The sequence below is a fragment of the Stenotrophomonas sp. GD03958 genome, assembly GCF_029839005.1.
Taxonomy (GTDB): domain Bacteria; phylum Pseudomonadota; class Gammaproteobacteria; order Xanthomonadales; family Xanthomonadaceae; genus Stenotrophomonas; species Stenotrophomonas hibiscicola.
On the sequence record NZ_JAOBZT010000028.1, the window covers coordinates 16,406 to 32,602 of the forward strand.

The window sequence follows — 16,197 nt, forward strand, 5'->3', positions numbered from 1 at the left end:
GCATCCACGCATGGCGTGGCTCTACTTGTAAAAATCGCTCCGCCCACCCGGCTGGCGCTTGAAACGGCGGTGGATCCACAGGTACTGGTCGGGTGCCTCGCGCACCATCGCTTCGATGGCCTGGTTGACCCGCGTGGTATCGGCTTCCACATCCTCGCTGGGAAAGTTCTCCAGCGGCGCGCCGATCTTCAGGAAGTACTTTCCGCCCTCGCGGCGGTGGAAGTACGGAATCACCGCGCAGCCGGTCATGCGCGCCAGCTGGTGGGTGGCCGTAATAGTGGACGCGGTATGGCCGAAGAACGGGACGAACACGGTGTCCTTGCCACGCATGTCCTGGTCCGGCGCATACCAGAGAAAGCCGCCCTTCTTCAGGTGGCGCACGGTCGCGCGGATGTCCTCGTTGGCGAACATCGCCTTGGCATAGCGCAGGCGGCCGAACTTCACCGCCCACTCGTACACCGGGTTCTTGTGCTTGCGGTACATGCCTGAAAGATCGACGTAGTCGCACAGCAGGCGGCCGCACATCTCCAGGGTCATGAAATGGCCGGACACCAGCAGTACGCCGCGGCCTTCGGCCTGCATCCGCCGCAGATGTTCCAGGCCTTCGATCTGCACCTGTGGGCGGATGCGGTCGATGCTGCCCCACCACGCGCGGATGCACTCGAACACGCCCACACCCAGTGCGTCGAAGCTGTCGCGCACCAGGCGCTGGCGCCAGGCTTCGTCCTTTTCCGGGAAACACAGCCGCAGGTTGACTTCGGCGGCGCGACGGCGGCTGCCGAGCAGGCGCCAGCTGATCCAGCCCACGCCACGACCGAGCGCACGCTGCAGCATCCACGGCAGGCGGGCGATGGCGAAGGCGCCGAGCATGGCGGCGAACATCGGCCAGTTGCGGGGATCGCGCAGCGACGGACGGACGGCGGTGGTGGCATCGGACATGGCGCCATTCTACCAACCCGGCAGCGTGTCTTTCCCGGGGGGCTCCCGTATCCTTGCCGCATGCGCAAAGACCCTGCCGAATGGATCCTGCGCGGCCTGTACTCGGCCGTGCTCTACATCCTGCTGCCGATCACCGTGTACCACCTGGTCTGGCGCGGTTTCCGGGTCCGTGAATACTTCCGGCGCTGGGACGAGCGCTATGCCTCGTATCCGCAGCCGACCGGCCAGCCGCGGGTCTGGCTGCATGCGGTCTCGGTGGGCGAGGTCAATGCCGCCGCGCCGCTGGTGAATGCCCTGCGCCAACAGCGTCCGGACATCCGCTGGGTCATCACCACCATCACCCCGACCGGTTCGGAGCGCGTGCGTGCGCTGTGGGGGGACGCGCTGGACCACGTCTATCTGCCGTACGACGTGCCGGGCAGCGTCAACCGCTTCCTCGGCCACTTCCAGCCCAGCCTGGCGCTGATCCTGGAAACCGAGCTGTGGCCGAACATGCTGTTCGGCTGCCGCGACCGCCATATCCCGGTCTATATCCTCAACGCCCGCCTGTCTGCGCGTTCGCTGCGCGGTTACCGGGTGCTGGCGGCGCTGATCCGCCGTGCGCTGCGCACGGTCACCTGCGTGGCCGCGCAGTCGCAGGACGACGCCGCGCGCTTCGTGCAGCTGGGGGCGGCGCGGGAACAGGTGCAGGCCCTGGGCAACCTCAAGTTCGATATCGCCACGCCGGATGTGCAGCGCTTCGTCGAGCAGTTCCACGCCTGCGTGCCCGCCGGGCGCCCGGTGTGGATCGCGGCCAGTACCCATGATGGCGAGGAGCAGGCGGTGATCGACCTGCATCGGCGCCTGCGCCAGCAGCACCCCGACCTGTTGTTGCTGTGGGCGCCGCGGCACCCCGAGCGCTTCCCGAAGGTGGAGGCGCTGGCGCGCGAGCAGGGCTGGAGCGTGGCGACCCGTCGTGCGAAGCAATGGCCCGAGGCCGGCACGGATGTATTCGTCATCGACACCCTGGGCGAGCTGATGCCGTTCTATGCCTGCGCGCAGGTTGCCTTCGTCGGCGGCAGCCTGCAGCCGATCGGTGGCCACAACCTGCTGGAACCGGCGGCAATGGGTACTGCGGCTGTGACCGGCCCCCACCTGCACAACTTCGCCGAGATCTCCCGCCGCATGCGTGAGGCCGGTGCCTTGCTGATCGGCGATGACGTGCAAGCGGTGGGTGACCTGCTGCAGCACCTGCTCCAGGACCCGCAGGCGCGCGAGGACATGGCGCGGGCAGGCTGCACGTTGATCAGCAATGGCCGTGGCGCTTTGCAGCGCACGCTGGCCCTGGTCGCGCCACATCTGCCGCCGCCGCGCGGCTGAGTCCACCGGCCGCACAGGCCTGCGCCCAGTCCGTCGACTGACGTGATCGACTGCATCAATTCTGCTTAGCGGGCGGAGTTCTGTCGCGACAGAACCGGGTGCGCGTCGCTGGGCGTGTCTGCGGTCACATCGCGGCGCGCACGGCAAGGATTCTGATATCGCCCTTCGGCGCAGGCTGCCAGCCTGCTGTCGACCGCGCTTGGACGGATATCAAGGGAGCTTGCGATGGATGGGGGCAGCAGGCCGGAGGGCATCGGTGATGCCCGGCCCGGCATGGAGCATCTTGCAGTGGTGGCGCTGACGCTGCTGCTGGGGGGCAATGTGGTCGCGCTGATCGGCCAGCACACGGCGGCCGAGGCTGGGCCGGCCATCGTGCTGAGCCTGTTGCTGGCCGCACTGGGTACGATGCCACTGCTGTATTGCCTGCACGCCCTCAACCAGCAGCTGCCGGCTGTCGATGGCCTGCAGGGAGTGTTGCGTGCGTGCTGGGGCCGGGCATCCGCCGGTGTGCTCGGCGGCGCGCTGTTGTTGGAACTGGTGGCGACCATGGGTGGCGTGGCGCAATCGCTGGCCCGTCATCTGCGTGCACTGCTGGCCTATTGTGGCGTCGAGGCCGACTACGCGGTGCCGGGTCCGCTGATGGCCAGCCTGGCGGTGCTTCTGATTGGTGTGGTCGGGTTGCTGCCGTGGCGACGAATGGTTCTGGTGGCGTGTGCGCTGTTGACGATGAAGATCGGGACCGGCCTGCTGCTGGTGGCACTGGCAGCCCGTTACATGCACTACGCGCACTGGATTCCCTGGCTGCCGGAGGCGACGGCTCCCTATCGCTTTGGGCTTGGTGGTGTATTGGCGGCGAGCGTGCCGCTGCTGGGTGCGTTCGCCAGCGTGGGCCTGGCGGTTGGATTTCCCGGCTTGGGCGGGCAGGTGAAGGCGCGCCAGTCGCGGCTGCTGGCGGGCATGCTGCTGCTGGCCATGCTGTTGCTGATCGTGGTCGCTGCATTGCAGGCCGGGCTGGTCGAGTTCCCTGCATTGGACAGCACGCGACCGCTGGCGGTAGCCCTGCAACCGCACCCGCAGCTGCAGTGGCTGATGCCGTTGCTGCCGCTGGCCGGCGCGGCCGGATTGGCCGCGCTGCTGCTGGTGCTGCTGCGGGTGGGCCTGTGCTTGGCGATGCAGCTGTGGCCGGCACGGCATGACGAAGCAATCGGCATGCATGTGCGGGCGGTGCCGGTCGCGTTGATTCTGTCAGCGGCGGTGCTGGCTTTCGGCGTGCCCGCGGGCATCCTGCCGGTGCTGCCCGGCCCGGTCGTGCTGGTGGTGATGGCCGCCCTGTGCCTGGCCGTACTGCGCGGGCAGTCACCGTTGGCACGTGGCCTTGCGCTGCTGGCGCCTGTGGCCGCCGGACTGTGCATGCTGGCCGCCATCGGGTGGCTGCGGGCCTGGCCCGGCTGATGGCCGTGCATCGCGCACAAAAAAGCCACCCTCGCGGGTGGCTTTTCGTTGCCGGCAGGCGACGGCTCAGTGCGTCGTCGTTGCCGGATTGCCCGCGTCCTGGGTCAGCAGGCGGTTCACGTCCTGCAGCTCGGCCACGTCCAGTGCACCCAGCGACTGGCTCAGCAGCAGGCGGTTCTGCAGGAAGGTGTAACGGGCCTGGGCGTAGTCCAGCTGCGCCGAGAACAGGATGCGCTGGTTCTGGATCACATCCAGCACGGTACGGGTGCCGACCTCCAGGCCGACCTGCGAAGCGTCGTACGCGCTCTGCGCCGAGACCACCGCCAAGCGGCGGGCTTCCACTTCGCTGATGCCCTGCACCAGGGTCTGGTAGGCATTGCGGGTATTGCGGTCCAGGGCACGCTTCTGCTGCTCGTAGCCGTCCTGGGCGATGTCACGCTGGGCCAGCGCCTGGCGCACGCCGGACTGGGTGGCACCACCGGAGAAGATCGGCACGCTCAGGGTCAGGCCGATGCTGTTGGTGCGTGCGTCCGGCGACAACGAGCCGGCGCCGGTGCTGTCGCCCCAGGTCGCGCTCTTGCCCCAGCTGCCGCCCAGCGACAGGGTCGGGTAATGGCCACCGCGGGCAGCCTGCACGCCAGCTTCGGCCGCACTGACCTTCAGCTCCTGCGCCTTCAGCGCCGGATTCTGGGTGGTGGCCTGCTGCACCAGCTCATCGATGTTGCCGCGGTTGGCCGGCACTTCCGGGCGGAAGTCCGCCGGCAGGCCACGCAGGTTGGTCACCGGCTGGCCGGTCAGTTCGGTCAGGGCCTGGTAGTTATCGGCCAGGGTGTTCTGCGCAATGATGGTGTTGGCACGCGCCTGGTCGTACTGGGCGCGTGCTTCGTGCACGTCGGTGATCGGCGCCAGGCCCACTTCCAGGCGCTTGTCGGCGAAGTCGAACTGCTTCTTCGCGGCCGCTTCGTTGGTCTGCGCGGCGTTCAGCGATTCGATCGCCACCAGCACGTTGAAGTAGGCCGCCGAGGTGCGCACGATCAGGTTGTCGTTGGCCGATTCGAGGGTGAAGTCCGCCGCCTTGCTCAGCTCACGCTGCGAGCGCAGGTTGTTGATCTGGGTCCAGTTGAACAGCGTCTGGCTGCCGTCGATCGTGTAGGTGCGGCGCTTGTTGGTGAACGAGCCGGAGTTGGCGTCGGCGTTCGGCTCGCTGCGCGTGCGGTTCAGCGCGGCCTGGCCGTTGATCTGCGGCAGCAGGGCGGCACGCGCCTGCACGGCGCCTTCCTTGTCGTACAGCCGGGTCGATTCGGCGGCCGACAGCTGCGGATCGCCGTTGCGGGCCATTTCGTAGACCTGCAGCAGGTCGGCGGCATGGGCGGACAACGGCAGCAGGGCAGTGGCCAGCGCAACAGCGAGGGATCGGCGGATCATTGCGGCTTCCTTGGACTCAGAGGTGGAACTGGGGGGCCGGGGCGGCACCACGCAGGTAATCGATATCGGTCTCGAACAGGGACTCGGAGCTGCCGTCGGCCTTGACCAGCAGGGCCTCCATCGCCGGCGAGCGGCCGTGGATCACGAACAGGCGGCCACCCGGACGCAGCCACGAGGCGAACTGTGACGGCACCACGTCGACCGCACCAGTGACACAGATCACGTCAAAGCGGCGTTCGGTCTGCCAGGACAGGGCATCGGCCACTTCCACGCGGACGTTGCTGCCCAGGCCGGAAGCGTCCAGGCGGGCACGCGCGGCGGCGGCCAGCTCCGGGTCGATTTCCAGGCTCAGCACATCGCGCGCCAGCGCGCCGATGCAGGCGGCCAGGAAGCCGCTGCCGGTGCCGATTTCCAGCACTTCGTCACCCGGCTGCAGGTCCAGCGCCTGCAGGGTACGGCCCTCGATGACCGGCTTCATCATCTTCTGGCCGTGACCGATCGGCAGTTCGACATCGGCGTAGGCCAGTGCCCGGTGTGCATCGGCGACAAAAGCCTCGCGCGGCAGGCGGGCCAGGACGTCGAGCACCTTGATGTCCAGCACGTCCCAGGGACGGATCTGCTGTTCCACCATCAGTTCGCGGGCGTGGGCGTAATCAATCGTCATGAGGTTCAAATCCAGCGCAGTGGGCCGGCCATTTTACCGGTGCCGGAGGCCGGCGGCGCGCCCAGAGCATCAGCTGCCGGGGGCCGGGGTCGCAGTGCCGGAAGTCATCGCGACCTCCGGTTCGTTCAGTTTTGGTTATTCAGCCGTTCCGGCCCCTCGCGGCGCGTAGGCGCGCAGGAAGAAGTCGATGCTGGCGGTCACGTGGGCAAGAGGGTCGCACTCCACCGGTGACAGCGGCATGCCGCACATCATATGCATGTGCACTTCGCCCTTGACCAGGGTCAGGAACTGCTCGCCAGCCAGCGAATAGTCGGTGATTTCCAGCTCGCCGCGCTCGGCGCGTGCCCGCAGGAAGTCAGCCAGGGCCTCGCAGGTACGTTCCGGTCCTGCCTTCCAGAACAGCTCGCGCAGGCGTTCGTCGGTCTCCGGCGCCATCATCATGCGCTGGATCGAGATCGCCGCGTCGGAGGTGATCAGTTCGAAGAAGGCCAGACCGATGCCGATCAGCTGGTCGCGCAGCGGGCCGTCCGTGTCGGCCACGAACAGGGCATCGGGCAGCATTTCAATGCACTTTGACTGCACGGCCTCGGAGAACAGGGTCTCCTTGTCGCCGAAGTGGCTGTACACGGTCAGCTTCGAGACGCCGGCCTGGGCGGCGATGGTGTCCATGCTCACGCCGGTATACCCCTGTTCGATGAACAGTACCTTGGCTGCTTCAAGGATCGCCGCGCGCTTGCCCAGATCCTTGGGGCGCCCGGGTCCGGCGGCCTTGGCAGCAGGCTTGGCCGACGGCTTGCGGGAAGTGGAAGAACTCATCGCAACAATACTAGACCAAGCGGTTCGATATTTATACTATACCGGCCGGTTTATTAAATTGGGCCGGCAGTCGCGGCTCCCCCTTGTTGCAACCCTGCGTTTTCAGGACGTTGACCGATGAAGATCGTGCGCTGGATGGGCGGTATGGTGTGGGTGGCTGCGCTGGCAGCCTGTTCGGGGCAGGAACAGGCGCCGCAGGCGGCCGTGCCGGTACTGGTGGTTCACCCCGGCGAACAGGCCGGACAGGCGCCGGCGGCGTTCCCGGGCACGGTGCGTGCCCGCCAGGAAAGCCCGCTGTCGTTCCGCGTCGGCGGCAACCTGGTCAAGCGCCATGTCGATGCCGGGCAGCGGGTAAAGAAGGGCGACGTGCTGGCCGAGCTGGATGCAGCCGACTTCGCATTGCAGGCCCGCGCTTCGCAGGCGCAGCTGGCCGCAGCTGAAGCCGACCTGGTGCGTGCCCGCGACGACCTCAAGCGCTACCAGGTGCTGGCCGACCAGCAGCTGGTCAGCCGTTCGCAGCTGGACCAGCAGTCCGCCGCCTTCAAAGCGGCGCAGGGTCAGGCCAACGCCGCCCGCGCCAACCTCGATGTGCTGCGCAACCAGGCCGACTACGCGCAGCTGCGCGCACCGGCTGACGGCGTGATCGCCAGCCGCGAGGCCGAGGCTGGGCAGGTGGTGTCCGCCGGACAGACCATCTTCAACCTGGCCGCCGACGGTGGCCGCGAAGTGCTGATCGACCTGCCCGAAGCCACCATCCGCGACTACGCGGTCGGCCAGCCGGTCGAGGTGGAACTGTGGAACCGCCCGGGGCAGCGCCTGCCGGGCACGATCCGCGAGATTGCCGCCGCCGCCGATCCGCAGGCACGCACCTACGCGACGCGGGTCAGCCTGGCCGCCGATGCGCTGGCCGATGTCGAGCTGGGCCAGAGCGCGCGCGTCTACAGCAGCGCCGGCCGCCACGGCACCCTGCAGCTGCCGCTGGGCGCGCTGCAGCGCGGTGCCAATGGTGCTGCCAGCGTGTGGGTGGTCGATCCGGCCAACAGCACGTTGAAGGCCGCCGCGGTCACCACCGGTGCCTACGGCAGCGAGACGGTGCCGGTGCTGTCCGGCGTGGGGGCCGGTGACTGGGTGGTCGCCGCAGGCGGCCACCTGCTGCGCGCCGGCCAGCCGGTGATCGCCGTGGACCGGCAGAACCGGCCGGTGCTGAAGCCGGCCACGCCGGCCGCTTCCGCCAAGGCCAGGGAGTAAGCCGGTGCGCCGCTTCAATCTTTCCGAGTGGGCGTTGTCCAATCGCCCGCTGGTGCTGTTCGCGATGCTGGCGTTCGCGCTGATCGGCGCGTGGTCGTACAAGCATCTGGGCCAGTCCGAGGATCCGCCATTCACGTTCAAGGCCATGGTGGTGCGCACGCTGTGGCCGGGCGCCACCGCCGAACAGGTCTCGCGCCAGGTGACCGAGCCGATCGAGAAGGCGCTGATGAACACCGGTGAGTACGAGTTCATCCGCTCGTACTCGCGCCCGGGCGAATCGCAGGTCATCTTCATGGCGCGCGACAGCCTGCGTTCCAGGCAGATCCCGGACCTGTGGTACCAGGTGCGCAAGCGCGTGGGTGACATCCGTCCGACGCTGCCGCGCGAGATCGTCGGCCCGTTCTTCAACGATGAGTTCGGCGATACCTACGGCAACATCTACGCCTTGACCGGCAAGGGCTTCGACTACGCGGTGATGCGCGACTACGCCGACCGCATCCAGCTGGAACTGCAGCGCGTGCCCGACGTCGGCAAGATCGACCTGGTCGGCCTGCAGGACGAGAAGGTCTGGATCGAGCTGTCCAACACCCGCCTGGCCACGCTGGGTGTGTCGATGCAGCAGGTACAGCAGGCGCTGGCCGACCAGAATGCGGTCACCGGCACCAGCTTCTTCGAGACCGCCACCGATCGCGTGCAGCTGCGCGTGACCGGCCAGTTCAACGACATCGAAGCAATCCGCCAGTTCCCGATCCGTGCTGGCGACCGCACCGTGCACTTGGGCGACATCGCCGAGGTCAAGCGCGGCTTCGCCGATCCGGCGTCGCCGAAGATGCGCTTCATGGGCGAAGAGGCGATCGGCCTGGCGGTGGCGATGAAGGATGGCGGTGACATCCTCAAGCTCGGCGCCAACCTCGATGCCGAGTTCCAACGGCTGCAGAAGACCCTGCCGGCCGGCATGCAGCTGCGCAAGGTGTCCGACCAGCCGCAGTCGGTGGAAGAGTCAGTCGGCGAGTTCGTGCAGGTGCTGACCGAGGCGGTGGTGATCGTGCTGCTGGTCAGCTTCTTCTCGCTGGGCCTGCGCACCGGCCTGGTGGTGGGCGTCACCATTCCGCTGGTGCTGGCGATGACCTTCTTCGTCATGCACTACTTCGACATCGGCCTGCACAAGATCTCGCTGGGCGCGCTGGTGCTGGCGCTGGGCCTGCTGGTGGACGATGCGATCATCGCGGTGGAGATGATGGCCACCAAGATGGAGCAGGGCTACGACCGCCTGCGCGCGGCCAGTTTCGCCTGGGAATCGACTGCGTTCCCGATGCTGACCGGTACGCTGATCACCGCGGCTGGCTTCCTGCCGATCGCCACGGCGGCATCGAGCACCGGTGAATATACGCGTTCGCTGTTCCAGGTGGTGACCATCGCGCTGGTGGTGTCGTGGATCGCGGCGGTACTGTTCATTCCCTACCTGGGTGACAAGATGCTGCCGGACCTGTTCAATCCGCAGCCGCCCAAGCCGGGCAGCCTGCCCGCGCGCTGGCATGCCAAGCGCCAGCAGTGGGCCGACCGCTACCCGGCGCTGGCCAACCTGATTGCGCCGCCGCAGCATGGGCACGACCATGATCCGTACCAGCGCCCGTTCTATCGCAGTTTCCGCCGTTTCCTCGATACCTGCCTGCGCCATCGCTGGTGGGTGATCGCCGCGACCATCGCCCTGTTCGTGTTCTCGCTGATGATGTTCCGCTTCGTGCCCCAGCAGTTCTTCCCGGACTCGACCCGGCCGGAGCTGATGGTGGACATCGAGCTGGCCGAGGGCGCCTCGCTGCGCTCGACCCAGGCCCAGGCCGAGAAGCTGGAAAAGCTGCTGTCCCGCCGCGAGGGCATTGCCAACTACGTGTCCTATGTGGGCACCGGTTCGCCGCGCTTCTATCTGCCGCTGGACCAGCAGCTGCCGGCGACCAACTTCGCCCAGTTCGTGGTGTTGGCCAAGGACATCAAGGCGCGCGAGAGCACCCGCGACTGGCTGCTGCACGAGGTGATCCCGAAGTTCCCGGACGTGCAGATGCGCGTGACCCGCCTGGAGAACGGACCGCCGGTCGGCTATCCGGTGCAGATGCGCATCTCCGGCGAGCACATCGAGAAGGTGCAGGCGATCGCGCGCCAGGTCGAGGCCAAGGTGCGGGAGAACCCGCACGTGATGAACGTCAACCTGGACTGGAGCGAGCCGAGCAAGGTGGTGCGCCTGGTGGTCGACCAGGAGCGCGCCCGCGCGCTGGGCGTTAGCAGCGCCCAGGTCAGCCAGTTCCTGTCCAGTTCGTTGGCCGGGCAGTCGGTGAGCGTGTATCGCGAAGGCAATCGTCAGATCGAGATGCTGCTGCGCGGGCCGGCCGATGAGCGCAACCAGCTGGAGCTGCTGTCCAGCCTGTCGATGCCCACCGCCAACGGTGGCAGCATCACGCTGTCGCAGGTGGCGACGATGGAGTACGGCTTCGAGGACGGCATCATCTGGCACCGCAACCGGTTGCCGACGGTGACCGTGCGCGCCGACATCAGTGATGGCATGCAGGCGCTGGACGTGGTGCATCAGATCCTGCCCACACTGGATGGCATCCGTGCCGAGCTGCCCAGTGGTTACCTGCTGGAAACCGGCGGTACCGTGGAGGATTCGGCACGTGGCCAGAACTCGATCAAGGCCGGCATGCCGCTGTTCCTGGTGGTGGTGGCCACGCTGCTGATGCTGCAGCTGCGCAGCTTCTCGCGTGCAGCGATGGTGCTGGTGACCGCGCCGCTGGGCATCATCGGCGCGACCCTGTTCCTGCTGCTGTTCCGGGCGCCGTTCGGCTTCGTCGCGCTGCTGGGCACGATCGCACTGGCCGGCATGATCATGCGCAACTCGGTGATCCTGATCGACCAGATCCAGCAGGACATCGATGCCGGGCATGACCGCTGGCATTCGATCATCGATGCCACGGTGCGCCGCTTCCGCCCGATCGTGCTGACCGCGCTGGCGGCGGTGCTGGCGATGATTCCGCTGTCGCGCAGCGCGTTCTACGGCTCGATGGCGATCTCGATCATGGGTGGCCTGATCGTCGGTACGGTGCTGACTCTGGTGTTCCTGCCGGCGTTGTACGCGGCGTGGTTCCGGGTGAAGCCCGATGAATCCGGGGCGTAACGCCGACCGGGGTCGGATCCCTTTTCCTCCGGGAAAAGGGTCTGACCCCACCCATGCCGGTTGGTCCCTTCCCAGGTGGGTGCCAACCTTGGTTGGCACAGATGTATCCATCCACGCATGGCGTGGATCTACTGCAGCTGCAGGCCGGCCCTCAAGACCGGCAGCAGCCATTCGATGAACACCTGAACACGCTGCGCCCGGTGTTGCCGATGCGGTTGCAACAGCGTCACCGGCAAGGGCTGCGCCACGTGCTGTGGCATCACCTCCACCAACGCGCCGGATTGCAGTTCGGCCTGCACGTCGTAGCGCGGAATCTGCAGCAACCCCAACCCCGCCACACAGCACGCAATCGATGCCTCGGCGCTGTTCACACGCACCCAGCCGGGCATCGGCAGCGTGCGCAGTTGGCCGCCGTCCTGCCACTCCCACGGTTCCACCCGTGCCGTGGTCGGCGACGCGTAGTTCACCGCGCGGTGCTGCGGCAGGTCCGCAGGATGCTGCGGCATGCCGTGTTCGCGCAGGTAAGCGGGCGCGGCGACGTTGACGAAGTCGAGCTGGCCCAGCGTGCGCGCCACCAGGCTGGAATCGCCCAGTTGACCGACCCGCAGCACCGCATCGCAAGCGTCCTCGATCAGGTTTACCGCGCGGTCGGTCATGCCCAGGTCCACTTCCACCTGCGGATACTGCGCGAAGAATTCGGGCAGCGCCGGTGCGATGATGCGGCGGCCGATGCGGCTGGGCACGTCGATCTTCAGCAGACCGACCGGTTGCGCATCGTCTTGACGGAACAGCGATTCGGCGTCCTCGACCTCGGCGATCAGGCGCAGGCAGCGGGCATGGAACACGTCGCCATCATGGGTGGTGGACACCCGGCGGGTCGAGCGCTGCAGCAGGCGGGTGCCAAGCCGCTGTTCGAGCTCGGCCACCGCCGCCGAAACGGTCGAGCGGGGCAGGCCGAGCTGGTCGGCGGCGCGGGTGAAGCTGGCGCACTCCACGACCCGGGTGAAGATGCGGAAGCGATCGATCCGGTCCATTGTTCGCTGGCTCTGGAAAGTTAAGTTAATGTGGCGGGCTTTATCCGCTTTTTCTGCACGATATCGTCGTCAGGGCAGGGTTGCCACCCCGGGTAGCCCCCTCCCGAGACCGAAGCCATGACCGAGCATTCCCTCAAGGGCAAGACCGTGCTGATCGCCGGTGGCGCCAAGAACCTGGGCGGCCTGATCGCCCGCGACTTCGCCGCACAGGGCGCCAAAGCCATCGTCATCCACTACAACAGTGCCGCTACCCAGGCCGATGCAGAAGCGACTGTAGCCGCAGTGCAGGCCGCCGGCAGCAAGGCGGTGGCCCTGCAGGGCGACCTGACCTCGGCGGCAGCGATGGAGCGCTTGTTCGCCGATGCCGTGGCCGCAGTCGGCCGTCCCGACATCGCCATCAATACGGTCGGCAAGGTATTGAAGAAACCGCTGCTGGACACCAGCGAAGCGGAGTACGACGAGATGAGCGCGGTCAACGCCAAGGCGGCGTTCTTCTTCCTCAAGGAAGCCGGCCGCCACGTCAACGACGGTGGTCGCATCTGCACCCTGGTCACCTCATTGCTGGGTGCCTACACGCCGTTCTATTCCAGCTACGCCGGTACCAAGGCGCCAGTCGAGCACTTCACCCGCGCGGCGTCGAAGGAGTTCGGTGAGCGCGGCATCTCGGTGACTGCGATCGGGCCCGGCCCGATGGACACGCCGTTCTTCTACCCGGCCGAGAGTGCCGATGCGCAGGCGTACCACAAGACCGCGGCCGCGCTCTCGGCGTTCACCCGCACCGGGCTGACCGACATCGCCGATATCGTGCCGTGGATCCGCTTCCTGGTCACCGATGGCTGGTGGATGACGGGGCAGACCATCCTGGTCAATGGTGGGTACACCACCAAATAATGCAGCCACGCCCGGCGTGGATCTGCAGCGCGACATTCGAACGATCCACGCATGGCGTGGATCTACAGTAGAGCCACCCCATGGGTGGCTGCGCACAATGACCAAAGGGAGAGGCGCCACGCATGGAGTGGCGCCATCGGATCAGTTGAGTTCGGCCAGCACCGCATCCGTGGCCGCGGCGGTACTCACCGCCTGGCCCTTGGCGGCCAGATCGGCGGTGAACACGCCATCGTCCAGCACGGCGTGCACTGCAGCTTCCACCGCCGCAGCCTCGGCTTCCAGGCCCAGCGAATGGCGCAGCAGCATCGCCGCGCTGAAGATCGTTGCGTACGGATTGGCGATGCCCTTGCCAGCGATGTCCGGGGCCGAACCATGGATGGGCTCGTAGATGCCCACCGCACCCGGCTCGCCCAGCGAGGCCGACGGCAGCAGGCCCAGCGAACCGGCCAGCATCGAGGCTTCATCGGTGAGGATGTCGCCGAACATGTTCTCGGTCACGATCACGTCATACTCGCGCGGCTTGGCCAGCAGGTGCATGGCCATCGAATCGACCAGCTGGTGCTCCAGCGCAACGTCCGGGAACTCCTCGCGGCCGATGCGCGCGGCCACGTCACGCCACAGGCGCGAGGTCTCCAGCACGTTGGCCTTGTCCACCGAGGTGACCTTGCCACGCCGCTGCTGGGCCAGGCGGAAGGCACTGCGCAGCACGCGTTCGATCTCGGCCACCGTGTAGCGGCACAGGTCGCTGGCGCTGTCGGCGTCGCGGGTCTTGTCGCCGAAGTAGATGCCACCGGTCAGTTCGCGTACCACCACGAAGTCCACGCCCTGCAGCAGCTCGGCCTTGATCGGCGAGGCGTGCAGCGCGGCTTCATGGGTACGCACCGGGCGCAGGTTGGCATACAGGCCCAGTGCCTTGCGGATTGCCAGCAGGCCCTGTTCCGGACGCACCTTGGCGTTCGGGTCGGACCACTTCGGGCCGCCGACCGCGCCCAGCAGCACCGCCTTGGCGGCCTGGCAGGCTTCCAGGGTCGACGCCGGCAGCGGTTCACCGTGGCGGTCGATGGCAACGCCACCGATGTCGTGCTCGCTGAAGGTGAAGGTGTGGTTGAAGCGCTCGGCGACGGCCTTCAGGACGGCCACTGCCGCGGCGGCCACTTCCGGGCCGATGCCATCACCGGGCAGGACAACAATTTCAGCGTGCATGCTCACTCTCGTAACGTTCGATTTCAGGGACACGGCTCAACAGATACCCCAACTGGTCGACGCCTTCCAGCAGGCAGGTCTGCGAGAAGCCATCCAGCGGGAAGGAATAGACGCGGCCATCGGGCGTGCGCAGTTCGCGCGCAGCCACGTCGATGGTCAGCTCATCGTCCGGGCGCTGCATCAGCGCCTGCACGTCGGCCTCGTCCAGCACGATCGGCAGCAGGCCGTTCTTCAGCGCGTTGCCGCGGAAGATATCGGCGATCTCGCTGCTGACGATGGCACGCAGGCCCAGGTCGGTCAGCGCCCACGGCGCATGTTCGCGCGAAGAACCGCAGCCGAAGTTGCGGCCCGCCAGCAGGATGCTGCGGCCGGCGTTGTGCGGCTGGTTGAAGGCGAAGTCGGCCACCGGCGAACCGTCGGCCTGCCAGCGCCAGTCATTGAACGCGTTGCGGCCCAGGCCGGCACGCTCGGTGGTGGACAGGAACCGCGCCGGAATGATCTGGTCGGTGTCGATGTTGGTCTGGCGCAGCACCACGCTGGCCGAGGTCAGGGTACGGAAACCGGCCATCACGCCACCTCCTGTGCGAACAGTTCGCGGGTATCGGCCACGTGCCCGTTGACCGCGGCCCACGCCGCGCTCATCGGCGAAGCCAGCAGGGTGCGCGAACCGGGGCCTTGGCGGCCCTCGAAATTGCGGTTGCTGGTGCTCACGGCCAGCTGGCCGGGCGCGACCAGATCGCCGTTCATGGCGATGCACATCGAACAGCCCGGCTCGCGCCACTCGGCCCCGGCAGCGCGCACGATCTCGTGGATGCCCTCGGCCTCGGCCTCGCGCTTGACGATCTCCGAACCTGGCACCACCAGCATGCGCACCCGCTCAGCGACACGGCGGCCGCGCAGCACCTGCGCGACCTCGCGCATGTCACTCAGGCGGCCGTTGGTGCACGAACCGACGAACACCACGTCCACCGGCGTGCCGGCCAGTGCCTTGCCGGCCTGGAAGTGCATGTAGTCCAGGCCTTTCTGTGCGGCGGCATCGTTGGCGGCGGGAATCGGCGCATCCACCGCGATGGCGGTGCCCGGATGCGTGCCCCAGGTCAGGGTCGGGCGGATGTCGGTGGCGTCGATGCGTACTTCGCTGTCGAAGCGCGCGCCGTCATCACTGCGCAGCTGCTGCCAGCGCGCCACCGCAGCCTCGAAATCGGCGCCCTTTGGGCCGCGCGGGGTGTTGGCGACGAAGTCGAAGGTGACCTGGTCGGGCGCGACCATGCCGGCGCGTGCACCGGCTTCGATCGACATGTTGCACAGGGTCATGCGCTGTTCCATGTCCATCGCTTCGATGGTGCTGCCACGGAACTCGATGACGTGGCCGGTGCCGCCGTTGACGCCGATCACGCCGATGATGTGCAGCACCACGTCCTTGGCGCCGACGCCGGGCGCCAGCGGGCCATCGACGGTGATCGCAAAGGTCTTCGCCTTGCGCTGAAGCAGGCACTGCGTGGCCAGCACATGGCCGACTTCGCTGGTGCCGATGCCGAAGGCCAGCGAACCGAAGGCCCCGTGGGTGGAGGTGTGGCTGTCGCCGCAGACGATGGTCATGCCCGGCTGGGTGAAGCCCTGTTCCGGCGCGATCACGTGGACGATGCCGCGGTTGTCAGAAGCCATGTCGAACAGCTCGATGCCGTGCTCGGCGCAGTTGCGTGCCAGCGTGGCGACCTGTGCCTCGGAGGCGGCGCTGGCATAGGGTAGCGTGCCGTCGGCGGCGGCCGGCAGGGTCGGCGTGGAGTGGTCCATCGTCGCCTTGGTGCGGTCCGGGCGGCGCGGCGACAGGCCGCGCTCGCGCAGCTCGGTGAACGCCTGCGGCGAGGTCACCTCGTGGATCAGGTGCAGGTCGATGTACAGCACGGCGGGCGCGCTGTCGGATTCGGGAACCACCACGTGGGCGTCCCACAGTTTGTCGTACAGGGTGCGGGGAGCGGAAGTCATGCGTATGCCTGGCA

At 67.4% G+C, this 16,197-nt stretch carries 13 protein-coding genes; 5 read left to right on the plus strand and 8 right to left on the minus strand.

Annotated elements, in window-relative coordinates:
- Window positions 1-21: 21 nt before the first annotated feature.
- Window positions 22-939, minus strand: coding sequence for an LpxL/LpxP family Kdo(2)-lipid IV(A) lauroyl/palmitoleoyl acyltransferase (locus N5C25_RS10400; protein ID WP_058983548.1), 918 nt, complete (start codon window positions 937-939; stop codon window positions 22-24).
- A 60-nt stretch (window positions 940-999) separates the two neighbouring features.
- On the opposite strand from N5C25_RS10400, the gene waaA reads away from it, so the two are divergent.
- A complete protein-coding gene (waaA, locus tag N5C25_RS10405; RefSeq protein WP_155030089.1) occupies window positions 1,000-2,298 on the plus strand; it encodes a lipid IV(A) 3-deoxy-D-manno-octulosonic acid transferase in 1,299 nt (432 codons plus the stop codon).
- Window positions 2,299-2,523: 225 nt separating this feature from the next.
- Window positions 2,524-3,750 (plus strand): hypothetical protein, encoded by a 1,227-nt coding sequence (locus N5C25_RS10410; protein ID WP_058983544.1) that lies wholly within the window; start codon window positions 2,524-2,526, stop codon window positions 3,748-3,750.
- 66 nt (window positions 3,751-3,816) lie between these two features.
- On the opposite strand, the gene N5C25_RS10415 is transcribed toward N5C25_RS10410, so the two are convergent.
- The 3 genes from N5C25_RS10415 to N5C25_RS10425 form a co-directional block, all read right to left on the minus strand.
- Window positions 3,817-5,175 (minus strand): TolC family outer membrane protein, encoded by a 1,359-nt coding sequence (locus N5C25_RS10415; RefSeq protein WP_005419128.1) that lies wholly within the window; start codon window positions 5,173-5,175, stop codon window positions 3,817-3,819.
- 16 nt (window positions 5,176-5,191) lie between these two features.
- Window positions 5,192-5,839, minus strand: coding sequence for a protein-L-isoaspartate O-methyltransferase (locus tag N5C25_RS10420; protein ID WP_019662052.1), 648 nt, complete (start codon window positions 5,837-5,839; stop codon window positions 5,192-5,194).
- Between the two features lie 135 nt (window positions 5,840-5,974).
- On the minus strand, window positions 5,975-6,655 hold the full coding sequence (locus N5C25_RS10425) for a TetR/AcrR family transcriptional regulator (protein WP_019662051.1): 681 nt from the start codon (window positions 6,653-6,655) through the stop codon (window positions 5,975-5,977).
- A gap of 117 nt (window positions 6,656-6,772) precedes the next feature.
- On the opposite strand from N5C25_RS10425, the gene N5C25_RS10430 reads away from it, so the two are divergent.
- Both N5C25_RS10430 and N5C25_RS10435 read left to right on the plus strand, forming a co-directional pair.
- Window positions 6,773-7,903 (plus strand): efflux RND transporter periplasmic adaptor subunit, encoded by a 1,131-nt coding sequence (locus tag N5C25_RS10430; protein ID WP_058983542.1) that lies wholly within the window; start codon window positions 6,773-6,775, stop codon window positions 7,901-7,903.
- A gap of 4 nt (window positions 7,904-7,907) precedes the next feature.
- The gene (locus N5C25_RS10435; RefSeq protein WP_058983539.1) at window positions 7,908-11,069 is read left to right on the plus strand and encodes an efflux RND transporter permease subunit; all 3,162 of its coding nucleotides are present in this window, start codon (window positions 7,908-7,910) and stop codon (window positions 11,067-11,069) included.
- Between the two features lie 128 nt (window positions 11,070-11,197).
- Here the strand turns inward: N5C25_RS10435 and N5C25_RS10440 are convergent, their stop codons facing one another.
- Window positions 11,198-12,103: a LysR family transcriptional regulator gene (locus tag N5C25_RS10440; RefSeq protein ID WP_251102321.1), complete on the minus strand. Its 906-nt coding sequence runs from the start codon at window positions 12,101-12,103 to the stop codon at window positions 11,198-11,200.
- Window positions 12,104-12,220: 117 nt separating this feature from the next.
- Between N5C25_RS10440 and N5C25_RS10445 the strand changes: the two genes are divergently transcribed.
- Complete coding sequence (locus N5C25_RS10445; protein ID WP_251102320.1) at window positions 12,221-12,994, plus strand: SDR family oxidoreductase; 774 nt, start codon at window positions 12,221-12,223, stop codon at window positions 12,992-12,994.
- Window positions 12,995-13,135: 141 nt separating this feature from the next.
- Here N5C25_RS10445 and leuB read toward each other — a convergent pair whose 3' ends face one another.
- The 3 genes from leuB to leuC are packed head-to-tail and all read right to left on the minus strand — an operon-like array spanning window position 13,136 to window position 16,183.
- Window positions 13,136-14,197, minus strand: a complete 1,062-nt coding sequence (gene leuB / locus N5C25_RS10450) for a 3-isopropylmalate dehydrogenase (RefSeq protein ID WP_279936907.1) — start codon at window positions 14,195-14,197, stop codon at window positions 13,136-13,138.
- The gene (gene leuD / locus N5C25_RS10455) at window positions 14,187-14,765 is read right to left on the minus strand and encodes a 3-isopropylmalate dehydratase small subunit (RefSeq protein WP_251102318.1); all 579 of its coding nucleotides are present in this window, start codon (window positions 14,763-14,765) and stop codon (window positions 14,187-14,189) included. Before leuD ends, leuB begins: the two co-directional genes overlap by 11 nt.
- Window positions 14,765-16,183, minus strand: coding sequence for a 3-isopropylmalate dehydratase large subunit (gene leuC / locus N5C25_RS10460; protein WP_021202143.1), 1,419 nt, complete (start codon window positions 16,181-16,183; stop codon window positions 14,765-14,767). Before leuC ends, leuD begins: the two co-directional genes overlap by 1 nt.
- Between the last annotated feature and the right edge of the window lie 14 nt (window positions 16,184-16,197).

Coding starts and splice junctions, on each gene's coding strand:
- N5C25_RS10400 (WP_058983548.1), bottom strand. CDS start 939: ATGTCCGATGCCACCACCGCCGTCCGTCCGTCGCTGCGCGATCCCCGC.
- waaA (WP_155030089.1), top strand. CDS start 1,000: ATGCGCAAAGACCCTGCCGAATGGATCCTGCGCGGCCTGTACTCGGCC.
- N5C25_RS10410 (WP_058983544.1), top strand. CDS start 2,524: ATGGATGGGGGCAGCAGGCCGGAGGGCATCGGTGATGCCCGGCCCGGC.
- N5C25_RS10415 (WP_005419128.1), bottom strand. CDS start 5,175: ATGATCCGCCGATCCCTCGCTGTTGCGCTGGCCACTGCCCTGCTGCCG.
- N5C25_RS10420 (WP_019662052.1), bottom strand. CDS start 5,839: ATGACGATTGATTACGCCCACGCCCGCGAACTGATGGTGGAACAGCAG.
- N5C25_RS10425 (WP_019662051.1), bottom strand. CDS start 6,655: ATGAGTTCTTCCACTTCCCGCAAGCCGTCGGCCAAGCCTGCTGCCAAG.
- N5C25_RS10430 (WP_058983542.1), top strand. CDS start 6,773: ATGAAGATCGTGCGCTGGATGGGCGGTATGGTGTGGGTGGCTGCGCTG.
- N5C25_RS10440 (WP_251102321.1), bottom strand. CDS start 12,103: ATGGACCGGATCGATCGCTTCCGCATCTTCACCCGGGTCGTGGAGTGC.
- N5C25_RS10445 (WP_251102320.1), top strand. CDS start 12,221: ATGACCGAGCATTCCCTCAAGGGCAAGACCGTGCTGATCGCCGGTGGC.
- leuB (WP_279936907.1), bottom strand. CDS start 14,197: ATGCACGCTGAAATTGTTGTCCTGCCCGGTGATGGCATCGGCCCGGAA.
- leuD (WP_251102318.1), bottom strand. CDS start 14,765: ATGGCCGGTTTCCGTACCCTGACCTCGGCCAGCGTGGTGCTGCGCCAG.
- leuC (WP_021202143.1), bottom strand. CDS start 16,183: ATGACTTCCGCTCCCCGCACCCTGTACGACAAACTGTGGGACGCCCAC.